At 53.6% G+C, this 16,225-nt stretch carries 16 protein-coding genes; 1 reads left to right on the top strand and 15 read right to left on the bottom strand.

Annotation, left to right across the window (positions count from 1 at the left end; genetic code table 11):
• Positions 1–13: 13 nt before the first annotated feature.
• From ABV300_RS07500 to ABV300_RS07430, 15 genes are all read right to left on the bottom strand, one after another.
• Entirely contained in the window at positions 14–1,147 is a 1,134-nt protein-coding gene (locus ABV300_RS07500; RefSeq protein ID WP_353714251.1) for a radical SAM protein, read from the bottom strand.
• A gap of 78 nt (positions 1,148–1,225) precedes the next feature.
• The gene (locus tag ABV300_RS07495; RefSeq protein WP_353714250.1) at positions 1,226–1,519 is read right to left on the bottom strand and encodes a dehalogenase; all 294 of its coding nucleotides are present in this window, start codon (positions 1,517–1,519) and stop codon (positions 1,226–1,228) included.
• A gap of 26 nt (positions 1,520–1,545) precedes the next feature.
• On the bottom strand, positions 1,546–3,072 hold the full coding sequence (locus ABV300_RS07490; protein ID WP_353714249.1) for a reductive dehalogenase: 1,527 nt from the start codon (positions 3,070–3,072) through the stop codon (positions 1,546–1,548).
• 168 nt (positions 3,073–3,240) lie between these two features.
• Complete coding sequence (locus tag ABV300_RS07485; protein WP_353714248.1) at positions 3,241–4,656, bottom strand: reductive dehalogenase; 1,416 nt, start codon at positions 4,654–4,656, stop codon at positions 3,241–3,243.
• Positions 4,657–4,812: 156 nt separating this feature from the next.
• On the bottom strand, positions 4,813–5,076 hold the full coding sequence (locus ABV300_RS07480; protein WP_353714247.1) for a DUF2795 domain-containing protein: 264 nt from the start codon (positions 5,074–5,076) through the stop codon (positions 4,813–4,815).
• Entirely contained in the window at positions 5,073–6,869 is a 1,797-nt protein-coding gene (locus ABV300_RS07475) for an adenosylcobalamin-dependent ribonucleoside-diphosphate reductase (protein ID WP_353714246.1), read from the bottom strand. Before ABV300_RS07475 ends, ABV300_RS07480 begins: the two co-directional genes overlap by 4 nt.
• A 208-nt stretch (positions 6,870–7,077) precedes the next feature.
• Entirely contained in the window at positions 7,078–8,478 is a 1,401-nt protein-coding gene (locus ABV300_RS07470; RefSeq protein ID WP_353714245.1) for a reductive dehalogenase, read from the bottom strand.
• Positions 8,479–8,745: 267 nt separating this feature from the next.
• On the bottom strand, positions 8,746–9,015 hold the full coding sequence (locus ABV300_RS07465) for a DUF2795 domain-containing protein (RefSeq protein ID WP_353714244.1): 270 nt from the start codon (positions 9,013–9,015) through the stop codon (positions 8,746–8,748).
• A gap of 146 nt (positions 9,016–9,161) precedes the next feature.
• Positions 9,162–9,542, bottom strand: a complete 381-nt coding sequence (locus tag ABV300_RS07460) for a response regulator (protein WP_353714243.1) — start codon at positions 9,540–9,542, stop codon at positions 9,162–9,164.
• A 219-nt stretch (positions 9,543–9,761) separates the two neighbouring features.
• Positions 9,762–10,445 carry a response regulator transcription factor gene (locus ABV300_RS07455; RefSeq protein ID WP_353714242.1) on the bottom strand — a complete coding sequence of 228 codons (684 nt, stop codon included), beginning with the start codon at positions 10,443–10,445 and terminating at the stop codon, positions 9,762–9,764.
• Positions 10,446–10,633: 188 nt separating this feature from the next.
• On the bottom strand, positions 10,634–11,317 hold the full coding sequence (locus tag ABV300_RS07450) for a response regulator transcription factor (RefSeq protein WP_353714241.1): 684 nt from the start codon (positions 11,315–11,317) through the stop codon (positions 10,634–10,636).
• On the bottom strand, positions 11,314–11,910 hold the full coding sequence (locus ABV300_RS07445; RefSeq protein WP_353714240.1) for a HAMP domain-containing sensor histidine kinase: 597 nt from the start codon (positions 11,908–11,910) through the stop codon (positions 11,314–11,316). Before ABV300_RS07445 ends, ABV300_RS07450 begins: the two co-directional genes overlap by 4 nt.
• A 53-nt stretch (positions 11,911–11,963) precedes the next feature.
• Positions 11,964–13,078, bottom strand: a protein-coding gene (locus tag ABV300_RS07440) for an IS3 family transposase (RefSeq protein ID WP_353713949.1) whose coding sequence is annotated in 2 segments (ribosomal slippage) — positions 11,964–12,814 and positions 12,814–13,078 — 1,116 coding nt in all. Because the reading frame shifts where the segments join, the coding sequence is not laid out codon by codon here.
• Between the two features lie 288 nt (positions 13,079–13,366).
• Complete coding sequence (locus ABV300_RS07435) at positions 13,367–13,864, bottom strand: CBS domain-containing protein (RefSeq protein WP_353714239.1); 498 nt, start codon at positions 13,862–13,864, stop codon at positions 13,367–13,369.
• A 286-nt stretch (positions 13,865–14,150) separates the two neighbouring features.
• Positions 14,151–14,432 carry a YdeI/OmpD-associated family protein gene (locus ABV300_RS07430; protein WP_353715380.1) on the bottom strand — a complete coding sequence of 94 codons (282 nt, stop codon included), beginning with the start codon at positions 14,430–14,432 and terminating at the stop codon, positions 14,151–14,153.
• Between the two features lie 953 nt (positions 14,433–15,385).
• Here ABV300_RS07430 and ABV300_RS07425 point away from each other — a divergent pair.
• Entirely contained in the window at positions 15,386–16,036 is a 651-nt protein-coding gene (locus tag ABV300_RS07425) for an NYN domain-containing protein (protein WP_353714238.1), read from the top strand.
• The last annotated feature ends 189 nt before the right edge of the window (positions 16,037–16,225 follow it).

The raw sequence follows: 16,225 nt of genomic DNA, 5'->3' as shown, positions 1-16,225 counted from the left end.
ACGTCCCCTCCCATTACTTCATGCCTACGGAAGACAAAAGGGCGTTGAGGTTGGGTTCGTACGAGGCGCCGCCGGCACCCTCCGGGAAGGCGGAAAAGACTTCATACTTGAGTTCTTCATTGCCACGGAAGAAGAAGACATTTTTAAGGTGCTTGCGGGCGGCTTCGGCGGCTTTTTCCATTTCCTCGGTGGTCGGCCGCCGCCAGGGGTTGTCGCCGGCTTTGAAGTAAGGCAGGATGACGAACAGCATGTCTTTTTTGACGCCGGCGATATGCCGGGCGATGCGCTCGATCTCATCCACCTCAATATAGTCAGGGATGTAGACCGATTCGACGAAGGTGTTTTTGCCTGACTGGACCAGCTTCAGGAGGTTGTCCAGCACCGGTTTGTTGGAGACGCCGGTGTAATCAACATTGAGTTCATCGGTAACCGCTTTGATGCCGACCTCGACCCGGTCGATGTGGGACAGGTCAGGAAGTTCCACGCCGTTGGTCAGTAGCAGGTTGTGGCTCTTGTAACGCTCGTGCAGCAGCCGGGCGATGTTGGGCAGTTCGGGGTCCATGGCGGCTTCTTGGCCTTCAAAGACGACATTGGTGAATTCATACTGGTCGAGGATAGCCAGTAGTTCGTCAATGGTCAGGAATTTTTCCGGCGCCGGCTCAATGCCGGACGGTTCCTCGACATGCTTGCCAAGGAAGTCTTTGAGCATGGGGCTGTAGATGCGGCGCTTGCAGTAGCAACCGCGGCATTCGATGTTGCAGCCCCAGAAAAAGAGGCATATCTCTTTAAGTTCCGGCGTGTAAGCCACATGGTAGACACGAGTCTTAGCCCAGCCGTCGTGGTAGACGCCGAGCTTTTTGAATTCGTTAATGATGATTTCAGCGTTCTGGTTGAAGCTGACCATGGGCTCCACTTTGAACTCAGAGAGGCAGTACATCGGGAAGTCGATCAGGTGCTTGATGAGCTCCTCATGGGATTCGACGTTGAAGACGAGAAAGCCGCCGCCCGCGGTGAAGCTGTAGGCCGATTCAAGGATGCCTTCGGCGATCTTACGGTCGATCCACTCCTGGCTCTTGCGCAGGAACATCACCTTGGTTTTGTAGTCCGGAGGGTAAACAATCTGTTTGCCGGTGGCGTAATATTTCATTTTATTCCCTCTATGCGCGACTGTTGCGTGAACCGGGATCGAGAAGGAGGAGACCGCTCCTCCTTCTCGATAGAACAACTAGACAGTTGCCTTGCGGCGCATGATCAAGGCGGCGGCGACACCCAGCAACAGGAGTGCGGGGATGCCGACGATAACCAAGAACATTGAGGCGGCTTCTTCCTCGAACTCGGAGATGGAGCCGAAGTAGTTCTGGACAGCGAAGAAACCCATGAGCAGGGCAACGCCGATGATGACCCAGTCATACCACTTAGTCACCTTGCCCTTTTTACTCAGGAACATACCAAGGGCTATCAGCAAGCCGATAGCTATGGCAGCAATAAGGAACCAGAACGGACCCTGATAAACAGTCATTTTGCCATTACTCCTTTCTCTATGACCTACCGGCCTTTCCAGGCGGTCTTGACGGTATCGATGCCCATCATTGGCAGGGACATATCCCACCACTCTTCCGGGCTGTCCTGGTTGCCGTAGCCGAAGACTTCGCCCATGGTGGCAAAGAAGCTGTTGAACAGCGGGGTGACGGAGATGGTCTGCTTGACCAGGGCATGGACCATGGCGGCCTGATCGACGGAGAAGGTGCAGTAGCCCCAGCACTGGCTGCAGCCGGAAGCCTCAGAGCGATACTCCTGGCAGAGGATGAAGTTGTTCCAGAAGGCCTTGATGCCCTTGTTGTGGAAGGTAACTTCCTTGCCTTCATAGGGCGGGATTTCCCAGGTGGGATCCTTGTGGGACTCGATGCAGCCGGGCGGGCAGTTGATGGCACAGAAGCCGCAGGTTTTGCAGAACTTCCACATACCGGCATCAACCGGCGGGGTGGGCGCCAGCGGCAGGTTGGTCTGGAAGGTGGTGGGGTAGGTGGCGTTGCCGTATTCGGCGTTCAGACCGTAGTTCTGCTGCCGGGACTGCTCGTTGATGCCGGTGAGCTGGTTGGCCATGTTCTCGTTGAACGGTGAACTCTGGTGGCCAGTGTCGGAGTAGCATTCGTAACCCAGAGATCGTAGAAAGCGGAAGGTGCCGCCGTAGACGAACGAGCTCAGCGTGCCGCCGGTGCCGTTGGGACCGGGGAAGCTAGAACCGTAGCCGGCTTCGGCGTTGGGGGTCTTGAGGAACTGGCTAGCAACTGGGCTCACTGTAGTGATGATCCACAGAGGCTTGTTAGGAAAGACGTACTTGGATCCATCGGAGGTATAGTAGCCCTTGTCGACGTTCTCGAATTCATAGCGCAGCGACTCAGTGTCAGACGGCAATGCACCGTTGTTGCTGCTCCATTCCTTGGTGGCGCCGCGGGTGGTGTATTTGACTAGGACTTTGTCCTTCCAGGTTTGGTCGAACTCGGCATAACCGGTCAGCACCGAGCCGTAGTAACGCAGTGCGGCGTTCATCATCTTGGAGGCTTCTTCCGGGGTGCCGGTCCACTTGGGCAGGCCGAGCTCTTCCGGGGTCTTGGATTCAGTGTAGCTGTTGGAGCCGGATTTGACCGGGCCAGTCCAGGTCTTGGACCAAGTAAAGTTGTGAAGGTTGGCGCTATGGAGCATGCGGGTGCGAAGAGTGTAGCCCGGAGCCTGTTCCGCTTGCCTCTTTGCTGAAATTTCGGAGCCTTTGGCAGAGGCTGCTTCGCGGCGGTTCCAGGTCTCAGTGAAGTAGGACTTGATGCGGGTAGTCTGCGACTGCCAGCGTCGGTCGTAGCGGTTGATAGCGCTCCAGTCATGTTCGACGGTGGGATCCAAGAAATTGCGTTCCTTGACGAACCAGGGACGTTTCTGGATGGCATTGGTAGAGGACATGAGTTCATCCACGTCGTGGAAGTTGGGCGCTACCAGGCTGGCAGCCCCGATGCCCGCACCGGCCAAGCCGAGACTTTTCATAAATTCCCGGCGGGAAACCGTGCTGTGGAAGATAGACATATGAATCCCCTTTCTTTATATTCATCGGTCTGTCCCGATTGTCTTTCCGGTCTTTCCCGGCGCCGTCCAGTCTCTCCCGGACGCCACTTTCATTTTTCCTCCAAATATCTTTCTTTTAGAACACCCCGCGTGATCTCAGAAATCAAGGGGACAGGGCGGAGTCAGTTGTTATCTGTGTTTCAGCAGTTCTACGTCCACAACGCCGGTATTTGCCGGGTTGTCCCAGAATTCCTCAGGATGCCGAGTGCCAAAGCCGAACCTTTCGTGCATATCCGCGAAGAAGCCGTTAAACACTGGAGTAATAGTCGCGGTGGCTCGAATAACGTCGTGGATCGAGGCATCAGTAAAAGAGTTGTAAGGGCAGGTAGTATGGCAGTTCTTGCAGCGCGGACACTTGAAGTTGTACAATCTCCAGCCTTTATATCCCGGAACGTAATTTTTTAAGGCCTCTTCTTCTGGGTCCTCATGATCCCACCGTTTATCCCCAAGGGGCATTGACTCATAAGGGCACATTGTGGCGCAGGTAGCACAGTTGACGCAGAAGCGGGCGATCCCGGCATCAAAGGGTTTGGTGGGAGCCAGCGGCATATCGGTTAACATGCGGTGCATACCGCGCTGCATGTTGCCATAGCGATAGTGGGTGGCAACCATACTGGATCGCGAGTGTTCGCCCAAACCCGAAAAAACGGCGAACGAATCCGAGGCGCTGGCGCCGGCGATTTCCAGGTGTTGATAGCCTAGTGCGCCAATGAAGTAGTGCGCCAGGTTAATCACCCGATAATAAAGATCGTAGCCGTTCCAGTTCGGGGCAGGGGCGCAGCGTGTCTGCGAAGCCTCCAAAGTGCTGAAGGTGACGACGTATTTGGCTTTGTTGGGAATGGCGAACTCGGACTTGGTGTCTTCAGCGATATCAATATCTTTGAAGTTGTAAGGTTTGCCCGAAGTGTTGTTGAGATAAATGAGCTTTTTTGTTTTTTCAGTGAGTTCGACAACTCCTACTTCTGAGGCTCCGTACATTCTCAGGGCATTCTGCAGGGTGAGGAAGTTCTCTTCTGGCGTGCCCTGCCACTTGGTCATGTTGCGGCTTTCCGGAGTCGGGATGGTCACCGAGGTGGTGACGCCTAAGAAGTTCGGTGTAGGCGTGAACGGATGCCCGATGCCGCCTGAAGCAGCGGTGGCGCCAGTCAAGGCATAATCCCGAATTGTGGGTCCTTTATAAGACGGGTAAAGATCCTTCATGTATTGAATATCTCGGCCGTCTGCCTTCATCTGGATGGTCTTGGCAACCTTCGGATTCAACGGGCCATCGGTGGCTCTAGTTGCAGTCACAGGAAAGGTAACACCGAGTACCTTACGGGTACGATCAACCCTTTGAAAAACATTCCAGTCAATCTCGACGGTAGGATCCTCGAGTTCGCGCTCTTTGACATACCAGGGATGGCGCTGCGGGTTGGCGGTTGCGGTAAGTTCATCGATGTCATGGAAAGCAGGGGCGACCGCTGCGGCGGCGCCCAAACCGGCTCCCGCCAGGCCGAGCCCTTTCATGAACTCGCGGCGGCTGAATGTAGAATGGAACTTGGACATTTCATTACTCCCTTTTTCTTTTTGATGAACCCGGTCTTACCGGTCTCTCCCGGACGCCATTTTCATTTGTACCCCCTGACTTAACATAATTAACAGTTGCTTAACCTCGGCGGTTATTAGAGAGGCACGCCATATCGGCGTGCCTAATTTCAGACGTCAAACCAGCAAAAACGACCAGGCCATGAAGGCGATGTCATGGAACTGGGGGTATTTGTTTTCCGGCAGCAGGTGCAGGAAAGCCAGGATGTCCGGTTTGGCCCCGTTGCGGTGGGCATGCCTGACCAGGTCATGCTTGGTGGCCGGATAGGAAATGCCGTCAAGGCAGGTTTCCAGGTCAGCGACGGACATATCCAGGCAGCGGTGAAATCCGGGCGGCGCGGTGATCTCTTTGGTTTGGGCACGATCCAGGATCATAGTCATATGCGTTCCTCCTTATGGGATTCATGGAATAATACTTTCACCAATTCCAATCCGGTCTCGCTGGTGCACAGGGGCTGCAGTTCCCGGCTTTCATCGCGGTAAACGGTGATGCCCTTGAGGCCCTGCTCGTAGGCCATCATGAAGACGCCAGCGATATCGCTTCGGGCGGCGGCGTGGGGGAAATTGACCGTCTTACTCACAGCATTGTCGGTGTGTCTCTGGAAGGCGGCCTGGATTCGGACGTGCCACTGCGGCGACACCCGGTGGGCGGTGACGAAGACCTTCCTGACATCCTCCGGGACATCTTTCCGGTCTTGAAGGTGGTTGGAGGTGACCAGCTGCTCGATAAGCGCTGGGGTGAAGAAGCCCCGCTCTCGAGCGACTTCCTCGAAGTACGGATTGACCTCAAGGAGGTTCTCGCCGTCGAGGATGTTTCTAATAAACACGGTGGCGAAGATCGGCTCTATCCCTGAGGACACCCCGGCAATGATGGACAGCGTGCCGGTGGGGGCGATAGTGGTGCAGCAGGCGTTGCGCATGGGTAAGCCGCGCTGCTCATAGACGCTGCCCTTCCAGGCGGGGAAGGCACCGCGGGCAAGTGCCAATTCAAGGGAGGCTTCATGAGCCTTATCGTTGATAAACTCCATGACCTCTTCGGCGACCGAGATGGCCTTGGTGGAGTTGTAGGGGATCCCCAGGCGGATGAGCATGTCGGCAAAGCCCATGACCCCCAGGCCGATCTTCCGGGTGCGTTTGGTCGCCGCTTCGATTACGGCCACCGGGAACTTATTGACGTCGATGACGTTATCGAGGAAGCGGACGGCTAACGGCACTACTCGGGCGATCTTCTCATAATCGATTTCAAGTCCAGTTTCGGTCTGCCTAAGCATCTTTGCCAAGTTGATGGAGCCGAGGTTGCAGGACTCGTAGGGCAGTAATGCCTGCTCGCCGCAGCCGGTGACCGTCTCCATCCGGCCGAGAGTGGGGGTGGGGTTGTCGCGGTTGACCCGGTCGGTGAAGACGAGACCAGGGTCGCCGGTGCGCCAGGCCTGGTCGACGATGCGGGCAAATACCGACCGGGCATTGAGCCGTCCGGTCTCTTCCCCGGTGTTGGGATCTATAAGTGCATAATCCGACCCGGATCTCACCCGGGTCATGAAATCATCGCTGACCGAGACGGAGTTGTAGAAGTTGGTCAGGACGTTGGGATCTGACTTGGCTTTAATAAAATGGAGGATATCCGGATGGGAAACGCTCATGACCACCGAGTTGCAGCCGCGCCGCACGCCGCCCTGGCGGATATAATCAGCCGCGCCGGCGATGACGTGGATCAGAGCCACCGGGCCGCCGGCGGCATCCAGGTGCTCGCCCACCGCGGCGCCTCTGGGCCTGACTTTGGAGACATCGAAGCCGATACCGCCGCCACTCTTGTGGATCAGGGCGGTGTACTTCATCGCGTCGAAGGTCTCTTCGATGGAATCGGGCACCGGCAAGACGAAACAGGATGATAATTGCCCCACTGCGGTGCCGGCGTTAAGGAGGGTGGGGGAGTTGGGCAGGAATTCAAGCGAGGTCATCAGCCGGTAGAACTCGCCGGCCATGATGTCAGTATCAGCCAGGGGGTCGTAGATGAGTTCAGCTGCGGCTACGGCCTGAGCGACGCGGCGGAACATCTCTTCCGGCGTCTCTATAAGCTCGCCCCGGCGGTTGCGGCGGAGGTAGCGCTTCTCCAACACCCTGAGGGCGTTGGGAGTGAGCGCCGGCTTGGTTTCTTTGATTATATCGATGACCATTTTCTCTCCTATCAAGGAAAGGTGTTATAAAAGTGGGCAAGCCCCGCGGTGAACCCCGATTACACCCAGGGAGCCCACGGGAGGGGTTTCACAGCATATTAAGCAGGCTGGTCGCAACAGCCGGCACCCTGGTTTCCCCCACCGTGAGGCTTGCCCGAGAACGACGATTAAGTTGTTAAGGCAGGGACGATTAAGTTGCTAAGGCAGGTTAGTAAAGGTAGGTCGGGTCGAACTGGAAGGTCGGGACATCGTGCTTCCACCACTCGTCAGGGTTGCGGGTGCCGAAGCCGAACACGTCATGCATATTTGCGAAGAAGCCGTTGAACAGCGGGGTGACGGCTTGGGTATTCCTGACGATGGAATGGATCAGGGCTTCATCGCCGCCGTTGAAGACGCACTGGCCGTGGCAGGACTTGCAGCGCGGGCAGCGGAAGTTGTAAAGGCGCCAGCCCTTGTAGCCGGGCAGGTAGTTCTTGACTTTCTCTTCTTCCGGGTTCTCATGATCCCAGCGCTTTTCACCCAGCGGCATGGACTCATAAGGGCAGCCGTGGGCGCAGGTCATACAGTCAACGCAGAAGCGCTCGATGCCGGCTGAGATCGGCCGGGTCGGGGCCAGGGGCATATCGGTGACGACACGTCCCATCCAGCGGAAGAGGTTGCCGTGGCTGTAGGAGGTGCCGACCATCGCCGAGCGCGAGTGCTCGGTGGCGCCGGCGAAGGAACCCACGCCAGAGGCCGGGGTGAAGCCGCCGGCTTCAATATGCATGAAACCCATCGAGCCTAGGAAGTAGTGAACGTTGGCCTGGACTTTATGGCCGTGGCAGTAGCCGGAGTAGGTGGGCGCCGGCGCCTGGCGGACATAATCTGTAGCTTCAAGGCAGGAATAGAGGATAAGATATTTGGCCTTGTTGGGGATCACATACTCGGTTTTGGCGATTTCTTCAGGAGCCTCGACATCCTTGAAGTTGTAGGGCATGCCGCTGGTGGAGTTCTTGTAGAACAACTTCTTGGACTTGTCGGTAATTTCCATGACGCGGACGCGGGTAGCACCGAAGAACTTGAAGGCATTGGTGATGGTCTGCAGGTTCTCTTCCGGCGTGCCGTTCCACTTGGCCAGGCCGCGGCTTTCCGGGGTAGGAATGGTGACGCCGGTGGTGGCGCCGACAAAGTTCGGGGAAGGTAATTTATCGGAGGCGCTGGAAGCGTTAGCTACCGAATAGTCCCTCAGGCTCGGTCCCTGATATGTCGAGAACTTTTCCTTCATGTATTCGATGTCGCGGCCGTTGGCTTTCAGATCGATATACTGCTTGATTTCAGGATGTAGCGCGCCGTGAGCGGAGTTGGTGGCGGTCAGGGGCAAATTAGCGCCTAAGACTTTGGTGGTGCGATCCCAGCGCTGGAAGACGTTCCAGTCAATCTCCACGGTCGGATTGTCATAATCACGTTCCTTGACGTACCATGGATGTTTGAACTGCGCCGAAGAAGCTGTTAATTCATCCATGTCGCGAAAAGCCGGAGCGAGAGCCGCGGCACCGCCCAAGCCGGCACCGGCCAGGCCGAGGCCTTTCATAAAGTCGCGACGGGATACGGTGGTGTGGAACTTGTTCATTGTGTTCTCCCTTCTTTTCTTTGATCTACAGTGTTATTCCAGGCGCTGCTCCGGTCTTTCCCGGATGTCATTGCCGTCTCTTTCCCTCCTAGCTGAATTTGGGTAAGCTCTAATTTAGGCAAGCCCCGCGGTGAACCCCGATTACACCCAGGGAGCCCACGGGAGGGGTTTCACAGCATATTAAGCAGGCTGGTCGCAACAGCCGGCACCCTGGTTTCCCCCACCGTGAGGCTTGCCCGAGAACGACGATTAAGTTGTTAAAGCTGACTAGTCCTGACCGAACATGTAGGAACTGACGAAAACGGTGAAGCTGATGTCAGCCGCCGACCGAAATTGGCGCGACGGCAGGCGGTTGATAAAGAAATCCATGATGTTGTCCGGCGCACCGCCGGCTTCGGCGTGGGCGATAATTTCACCTTTTACGGCTGGGTAATGAAGGCCACGAAGGTAGTATTCCAGGGTGACCGAGTTCATCTTCGGCGGCTCAAGCAATGCCTCGGCGCCGCGGGTTTCAACCTTGATAGCTGGCTTCTCCATAATCATCATCGTCTTATTCCTCGCAATCTAAATTTCTGTTAGGTGCCGCGGCGGGTGGATTCGGTGCGGATGCGGGTAGCGGCCACCATCGAAACACCGATCATGAAACAAGCCAGTACCATTTCGACTATCATTGGCGCCTCCTTTTAGCCGCGGGCTGAATGCTTGATGCCCGCTACCGATTCGATATGGAAAATGAGTTCTATAATTTCAACCGGTTTGAAGAGGTAATCGTCCGCTCCGTTAGCCAGCGCCCTGGCGGTAATGCCCTGGTCGCCTTTGGAGCTTGAGAGCGCCAGCACCGGGACCTCGGAGTCACGGCGGATCTGGTGGATGATTTCATTGGCATCAACGGTATCGAGACAGGTATCAACAATCGCCAAGTCGCAACCCTTGATCTGGCTGGGGGCTTCCTGATCCGTGACATCAGGTACGATGAGCCTTCCGGAATTCGGCCAGCGCATACGGAGAGCGGTGTTCAACAGGTCAATGACCTGGCTGTCTCTGGTGGCCGCCCATACCTTCATGACGTTACTAGTTTATTTCACGACGGTGACTATCCGACCGAAGGCAGGTTACAATTAGTGATACACACAGATGTCGGCGAGTTACAGTTTCCAGAAAACCGGTGACGAAAAGTTACAGACCTAAAAATGCGTAGACCTCAGTTCTCGACCTGATGTGAAAGGGATTACAACAAAGAAGCGCTTCGTCGGAGCGCTTCTTTCACAGGGCAGCAGGGAGGCCTAAACCGGCTTGACCAGCCGGTATCCGAGACCGGTCTCGTTAAGGATCATCGAAGGCCGGCGGGAATCATCGCCGAGTTTCTGGCGCAGTCGCTTGATATAGACCTTGAGCGTAGAGCAGGCGTCGGGGTAATCATCTCCCCATACCTGCTGCGCCAGGGAGGAATAGGTGACAATGTGCCCGACATTCTCCATCATGTGGCGCAGTATGTTGTTTTCGGTCGGGGTCAGGGAGACTTCTTTATCACCGACATACACCCGGTGCAGCAGGGCGTGCAGCCTGAGCAGACCGACGACCATCGATTCGCCTTCGGTGGTCCCCGTCGCCCGCCGGACGATTGCCTTAACGCGCAGCACCAGTTCCAAAGGCTTATAGGGTTTCAGAAAATAATCATCCGCGCCGAGTTCGAACGACCTGACCATAGTGGATTCGTTGGGATCGTTTGAGACGACCACCAGCGGCACGGAAGAGAACAGCCGGACATCGCGGATCAAATCAAGGCAGGCGCTGGACGGCGGGGCCATATTCAGGAGGAGGAAGTCCGGGCGGCGCTTCTCGACCAGCGACAGGGCTTCCTGGCTGCAGTTAGCTCCCAGCACGGCGGTACCAGGCCACAGCATTTTAAAAACGGCGGTGAGGGACTCGATTTCCTCTCGGTTGGATGCGACGGTTAAGAGGTTCATTCACCTGCCATCCGGTTATTACTTATAACCGGATTATAGCCGGCAACCGAGGGCGGGGGAATCCGCCATTGTACGTATTTATAATGACGGTCTGTTTACCGAAACAGACAGGATACCTTAACAACAGACAACGCGCTTAACGAATACATTCGCCGGCAATTTACCAGAAGGATAACAAGTGGCGCTGGTTAGCCCGGTTTTACCAGAAAGTAGCCGACTCCGAAGCGGGTCAGAATAATGCGCGGGTTGCCCGGGTTGTCTTCAATCTTCTCTCTCAGGTGCCTGATGTGGACTTTGATGGCATCGGCGGCTTCAGGATAGCTGGCGCCCCAGATCCTTTCAGCCAGCGCGGCATGAGGGACAATAACCCCTTCCTTACTGATAAGATGTTTGAGGATAATAGCTTCGGTACTGGTTAGAATCGCTTCCTTAACACCGATTCTGGCGATACGCTTGGTGAAATCAAGGCTCAAGCGGCCGCAGACCACTGGGGCGTCATCAGGCGGCGCCTGTTGGCGGCGCATCAAGGCCCGGATGCGGGCGATGAGCTCCATCTGGCCGAACGGCTTGACGACGTATTCATCAGCGCCGAGTTCCAGGCCGCGGACGATGTCACGCTCCTCTCCCCTGACGGTCAAGACGATGATAGGGACCCTGGAAAATGTACGTATGTTCTTAATAGCCTCAAAGCCGTTCATGCCGGGCAACCCTAGATCGACGGTTACAATATCGGGATTAGTGTTACCGACGAGCTCAACGCCCTTTTCACCGGATTCGGCGAGTTCGATTTCAACACCCGGCCAGCCGATGCCGAGGGCCAGGGTGATGAATTCTGCCACATCCGGATCGTCTTCAATAACCAGTACTTTCACGAGCGTGCTTCTCCTTCTGCCTGTTTTGGGTGAACAACCGGTAGCGTGAACCGGACGGTCGTACCTTTGTCTTTTTGGCTTTCAATCCAGATGCGGCCGCCGTGAAGTTCGATGATATTTTTACATAAAGACAGACCTAAACCAAGGCCGGCGAATTCGGCATCGTCTGACGCGACGCGCGAATACGGGACAAACAAGCGCTCCTGTTTCTCCTTGGGAATGCCGACGCCGGTATCGCTCACCCAAACTTCGATCGCGTTACCCGATACAAAGGCCTTAATTGCTACCTGCCCGCCATTGGAGGTGAATTTCAGCGCGTTGTCCAGCAGGTTCAAAATAACGCGATAGAGATAATCACGGTCACCCTCGATGGGCGGCAAGGACGGCGGCAATTCCAGCCGGATTGCCAACCCCTTTTTCACCGCTGAAGGCGAAATGAAAGATACCAGTTCTTTGAGGAGATTCCCAAGGTCAACCGGGGCGAATTTCAGTTTTAACAGGCCGACTTCGCCTTTGGCCAGGTCGAGTAACTGGTCAATACGCTTGCGAAGTTTGACGGCTCCGCTCTGGACGTTGCGGCTGAGGCTGATCAAAGGCTCTTCCCGGGCCAGATTGACTGACCTGCCCCCAATGATGGTACCAGTTGTTAAGTAGTTTTGGCAGCCATAATAGCCTCAGGTGCCGGTGGCAGATAACCAAGTGAGCTGTGAGGCCGGACCTGATTGTACTGCCTCCTCCAGTCGGCAATCAATACTTCAGCCTCAAAAAGCGTGGTGAAGATCTCCCGGTTCAGTAGTTCATCCCTGAGCTTGCCGTTGAATGACTCGATGTAGCCGTTCTCCCAGGGTGACCCAGGCTCGATAAACAGCGTTTTGATGCCAATGTCTGCCAGCCATTTCCTGATCGATCTGGCGGTGAATTCCGGTCCGTTGTCCGACCTCAGGTGCTCGGGTATGCCCCTTAAGATGAACAGATTGAAGAGCTGGTCGATGACATCCTCTGACGTGATCCGTCTCTTGACCAGGATGGCCAGGCATTCCCGGGTGTATTCATCGATGATATTGAGCATCCGAAAAGCCCGGCCGTCTGATGTCCTGGCACTGACAAAGTCATAGCTCCAGACGTGATCCTTATGCTCCGGCCTGAGCCGGATGCACGAGCCGTCATTAAGCCATAGCCTGCCTCTTTTAGGTTGCTTCTGGGGCACCTTGAGTCCTTCCATGCGCCAGATCCTCTCTACCCTCTTGTGGTTCACCCGCCAGCCTCTTTCACGGAGTAGTGCCGTGATCCGCCGGTAACCGTAGCGGCCAAACTTGGTGGCCAGTGCAGTGACATCGGCCACCAGGCGCTTTTCCTCATCGGGTGGCTCCTTATCACGGCGCTGGGTAGCCCTGGCCTGGCCGAGCACCTGGCATGCCCGCCTCTGGGAGACCTTCAGCTTGTCCTGAATCTTGGTGATAACCTGACGTCTCTTGTGCGGGCTTAGAAGTTTCCCCGGGCGGCTTCTTTGAGGATGGCATTGTCCAGGGTGATGTCGGCTACCAGCTTCTTCAGTCTGGCGTTTTCCTGCTCCAATGCCTTGAGGCGTTTGGCCTGCTCGACTTTCATGCCGCCGTATTCCTGACGCCAGCGGTAGTAGGTGCAGTTGCTGACCCCGATCTTCTTAAGCACGACGGCCAGACTGGTGCCCTGGCTGATGAGGATCTCGGCCTCCCGGAGATGGTTGATGATCTGCTCCGGAGTGAAGGACTTCCTCGGCATATTCTCCCCCTTTCTTTTGGTCCAGTATATTATCAAACTGGACTCGTTTTAGGGGGTCAGGTCAGAATCCCAAATTGGATATCGTTGCCAGAGTTGAGCGTGACTCAGATGCCAACAAACTCAGAAACATCGGAGTTAACGAACTCGTGAAGCCTCAGTATGAAGCTAGCTTGGAGATTATTCGGCATTCCTTACGGCGATACGGGATTACAACAACTGAGATTCAATATCTGTTAAGTAGCCTTAGAGAACAGCCAGACGGCGAACCGGCATAATCTGCCTGGGCGTTTAGCAGAGCGTTTCTTCCGAAGCATCCAGGGCTTTCACCAAAATCTCTGACAAGCTTAGATCACCGATGATATTCCCGTCATCATCAACTACGGGTAATACATCTTCGTTCAACATCATCATTTTATCAAAAGCGGTTTCTAAATCATCTCCAAGTTTAAGACTCAACTTATCAGGAGTGCCATGTGCTACTTGTTTTGCTGGTACATTATCAACGATGTGTGTGAATTCCGAGCAAGGGCTATCGTGCCATTTACCGAACAGTTGGTATTGGGCCCATTTCTGGATGGCGTGTCTTGATACCATGCTGGAAAGTCTTTTTTTAGAATCAATAAGGAAGACACCTCTGATCCCAGGGTCTGCGGCATAAACTCCGATAACTTGTTTTAAAGAGGCGCTTTCATCGATGGATATCGAAGCATTGCCATGTAGTTTAAATATGTCACTCATAAAAAGCGATTGTCTTTTCACGGTTTCATTATACCAAAAAGGTGGCAATACGACTTTCTCAAAGACAATGGTGGATTTGAGATTGTATAAAGCGAGTAATAACCAGAAAGGTTTTGCAAATCAAACGTAAATTGGAGCACCTGCTCTCAATGCAAGGTGCTCCAAAAGGATACCCTTCTGGTGGAGACGGGGGAGAGCCGGACTATACCTGAAACAATCAGTGATATCTGTGAGTGGCTGGGCGAAAAAGAGACCGAGGGGCTGATGAAGGTCGCCTAATGTCAAATCCCATTCACCAAGTCATGCATTTATGGTGAAATATTGGTATGACTATTCATTCTATTTCGCCAGGCTGAAGGTTCTTTTCGGATCGTTTGATAACCGTATTAATCCTAGATTGTCTTGTTGTCGCAGTTTTAGCTTGTCTGATCCATCGCACATACATATTCCGGGAGCTGGTTGGAAAGCAAATGAAATTCTGAGAGGCGTGTTTGTTCAAGCTTAATAAGGAGGCGAACTCCTCCGGTAGGGATTCAGCTATCCGATCAGTGTATGCGCCGTCCCATGTCCCATTCGCTTTTGCTACTTCGACTGACTTTAGGCCCGCTTCTGCCATTTTGCCTAAACTGATCAATTCGAGGGCTCTGTTCTTATTTTTTAATGACCAGATACTACTTGCTTTTCGTGGTGTGTATCTGAGGATAAACCTTTCGGTGTCAAGACTCTTCCCCTTACTATCGATCCAACCAAAACACAGAGCTTCGTCCAGGGCTTCTTTATAGCGCAGTCCTAACTGTTTACTGCGTACCTTAAAATGTATTAGCCAGACTTCCTTGGCAACGTAGTGGTTAGCCGTAAGCCAAGCCCGCCACTGATTAGCATTAGTGAAAACAACAGGCTCCATCTGATCGAACAAAATTGTATCATATGAATTGAACATAGGGGCATCTGGTAAAACAACTTGATATCAATGGCAGGTCTATCTTGAGTCAGTCGAGTGGCAGCATAGATTGCCACTCGACTGTATCGACTTAGGTTCGTCCTCGGTCGTAGAGTCGAACTCCATCTGAAACAAGACTTATTATAGAATCGATTTCCGCTAGAATGGCCGAGGAGATGGAAAAGCCTGCTGGTGTTTATCCGTTTGAAAATATCCAATTCTCATTCAGCTTCTCTGGAGTGGAAACGGATTTCTCAGCTACTAGCATCCACTCTGACAGTTTGCCCTTCTCTGACCCTGCCTTGAAGCACCTCAACGGCCAGGGGGTCCAGGGCCAACTGTTGAATAGCCTAAAGGTTCAATTGTCGTTACTTCAGTGATGGCTGTGGGTGTTATTAAGAGGGCATAGCGATTGAGGATATTATACGAATAACCGAAAAATGAAGATAGCAAGGATAATGAGTAAAAATATCGTTTGCCATTAACTGCGCGATATGGAGCATGGTATATATCGGTGTAATTGGTTATAAACGCTGTTGCTGCGTCCCAAATAGATTTTGTATATAAAAGTTCATCATGTTAATATGTTTGTACTCTTCCTCGCTATCTATCTCTGAAGAGGGGATAGATTGGCGAGGTTTGTTTTTATTGCCATGCCGAACAACTATTCCAAAAGACTTATCCTCTTTATTGACTACGCCAATGTGTATCAAGGCGCAAGACATTCCTTTTTTAATCAGACCGATCCCCATTACATGGGCCAGATTGATCCCATGAAATATGCTCAATTCATTAGAGATTCCGCCCCTGCTGGAAGTATGCGCCATGTTGAACAGGTTAGACTTTATACTGGTTTGCCTGACCCTAATAAAGAGCCCAAAACCTACGGGGCTTGTTTGAAGCAGATCAATGTATGGCAACAAGCGCACGTAAAAGTCATCTCTCGCCCATTGAAATATCCGTCCAATTGGCCGATGGAAAAAGCCCGTCAAAAAGGCGTTGATGTCGCTTTAGCGATTGATTTTGTAGCGTTAGCTCTTGATGGCAAGTACGATGTTGGTGTAATCGCCTCTACCGATACTGACCTGAAACCAGCCCTTGAATATGTCCAACAAAAATGCCCATATTGTTTTACAGAAGTAACGTCTTGGGATGCCAAATCATTTGGCTCGTTTCCATATAATACCAGACTAAGCATCCCGGGCAAGAACCTTTGGTGTACATGGGTGCGAAAATCGAATTATGATCAGATTGCCGATCTCACGGACTATAACATCTGACCATTCGACAATCCCTCACCCTTTGGCAACACAATTTCAAATTGACCCACTATCAAAGATCTTAATAGGGCGAATGATCTGGCGCCTTTAAACACCCATAACCTGAACGATCTAGCTGCCGCCTATCAGACAATGACCTGATTCGAAATGGCCAAAGAACAGGTTCAGAGCGCATTTCTGATTGATCCC

Origin of the sequence: Dehalogenimonas sp. 4OHTPN (genome assembly GCF_040448695.1) — a bacterium.
In the GTDB taxonomy this organism is placed as follows: domain Bacteria; phylum Chloroflexota; class Dehalococcoidia; order Dehalococcoidales; family Dehalococcoidaceae; genus Dehalogenimonas.
This window is presented reverse-complemented; position numbering and strand designations above follow the sequence as displayed.

Excerpts from the sequence above, each read along its gene's own strand:
- ABV300_RS07460 (WP_353714243.1), bottom strand. The coding sequence starts at position 9,542 with ATGAAGGTATGGGCGGCCACCAGAGACAGCCAGGTCATTGACCTGTTG.
- ABV300_RS07490 (WP_353714249.1), bottom strand. The coding sequence starts at position 3,072 with ATGTCTATCTTCCACAGCACGGTTTCCCGCCGGGAATTTATGAAAAGT.
- ABV300_RS07485 (WP_353714248.1), bottom strand. The coding sequence starts at position 4,656 with ATGTCCAAGTTCCATTCTACATTCAGCCGCCGCGAGTTCATGAAAGGG.
- ABV300_RS07430 (WP_353715380.1), bottom strand. The coding sequence starts at position 14,432 with ATGGCAGAAGCGGGCCTAAAGTCAGTCGAAGTAGCAAAAGCGAATGGG.
- ABV300_RS07455 (WP_353714242.1), bottom strand. The coding sequence starts at position 10,445 with ATGAACCTCTTAACCGTCGCATCCAACCGAGAGGAAATCGAGTCCCTC.
- ABV300_RS07465 (WP_353714244.1), bottom strand. The coding sequence starts at position 9,015 with ATGGAGAAGCCAGCTATCAAGGTTGAAACCCGCGGCGCCGAGGCATTG.
- ABV300_RS07480 (WP_353714247.1), bottom strand. The coding sequence starts at position 5,076 with ATGACTATGATCCTGGATCGTGCCCAAACCAAAGAGATCACCGCGCCG.
- ABV300_RS07495 (WP_353714250.1), bottom strand. The coding sequence starts at position 1,519 with ATGACTGTTTATCAGGGTCCGTTCTGGTTCCTTATTGCTGCCATAGCT.
- ABV300_RS07500 (WP_353714251.1), bottom strand. The coding sequence starts at position 1,147 with ATGAAATATTACGCCACCGGCAAACAGATTGTTTACCCTCCGGACTAC.
- ABV300_RS07475 (WP_353714246.1), bottom strand. The coding sequence starts at position 6,869 with ATGGTCATCGATATAATCAAAGAAACCAAGCCGGCGCTCACTCCCAAC.
- ABV300_RS07470 (WP_353714245.1), bottom strand. The coding sequence starts at position 8,478 with ATGAACAAGTTCCACACCACCGTATCCCGTCGCGACTTTATGAAAGGC.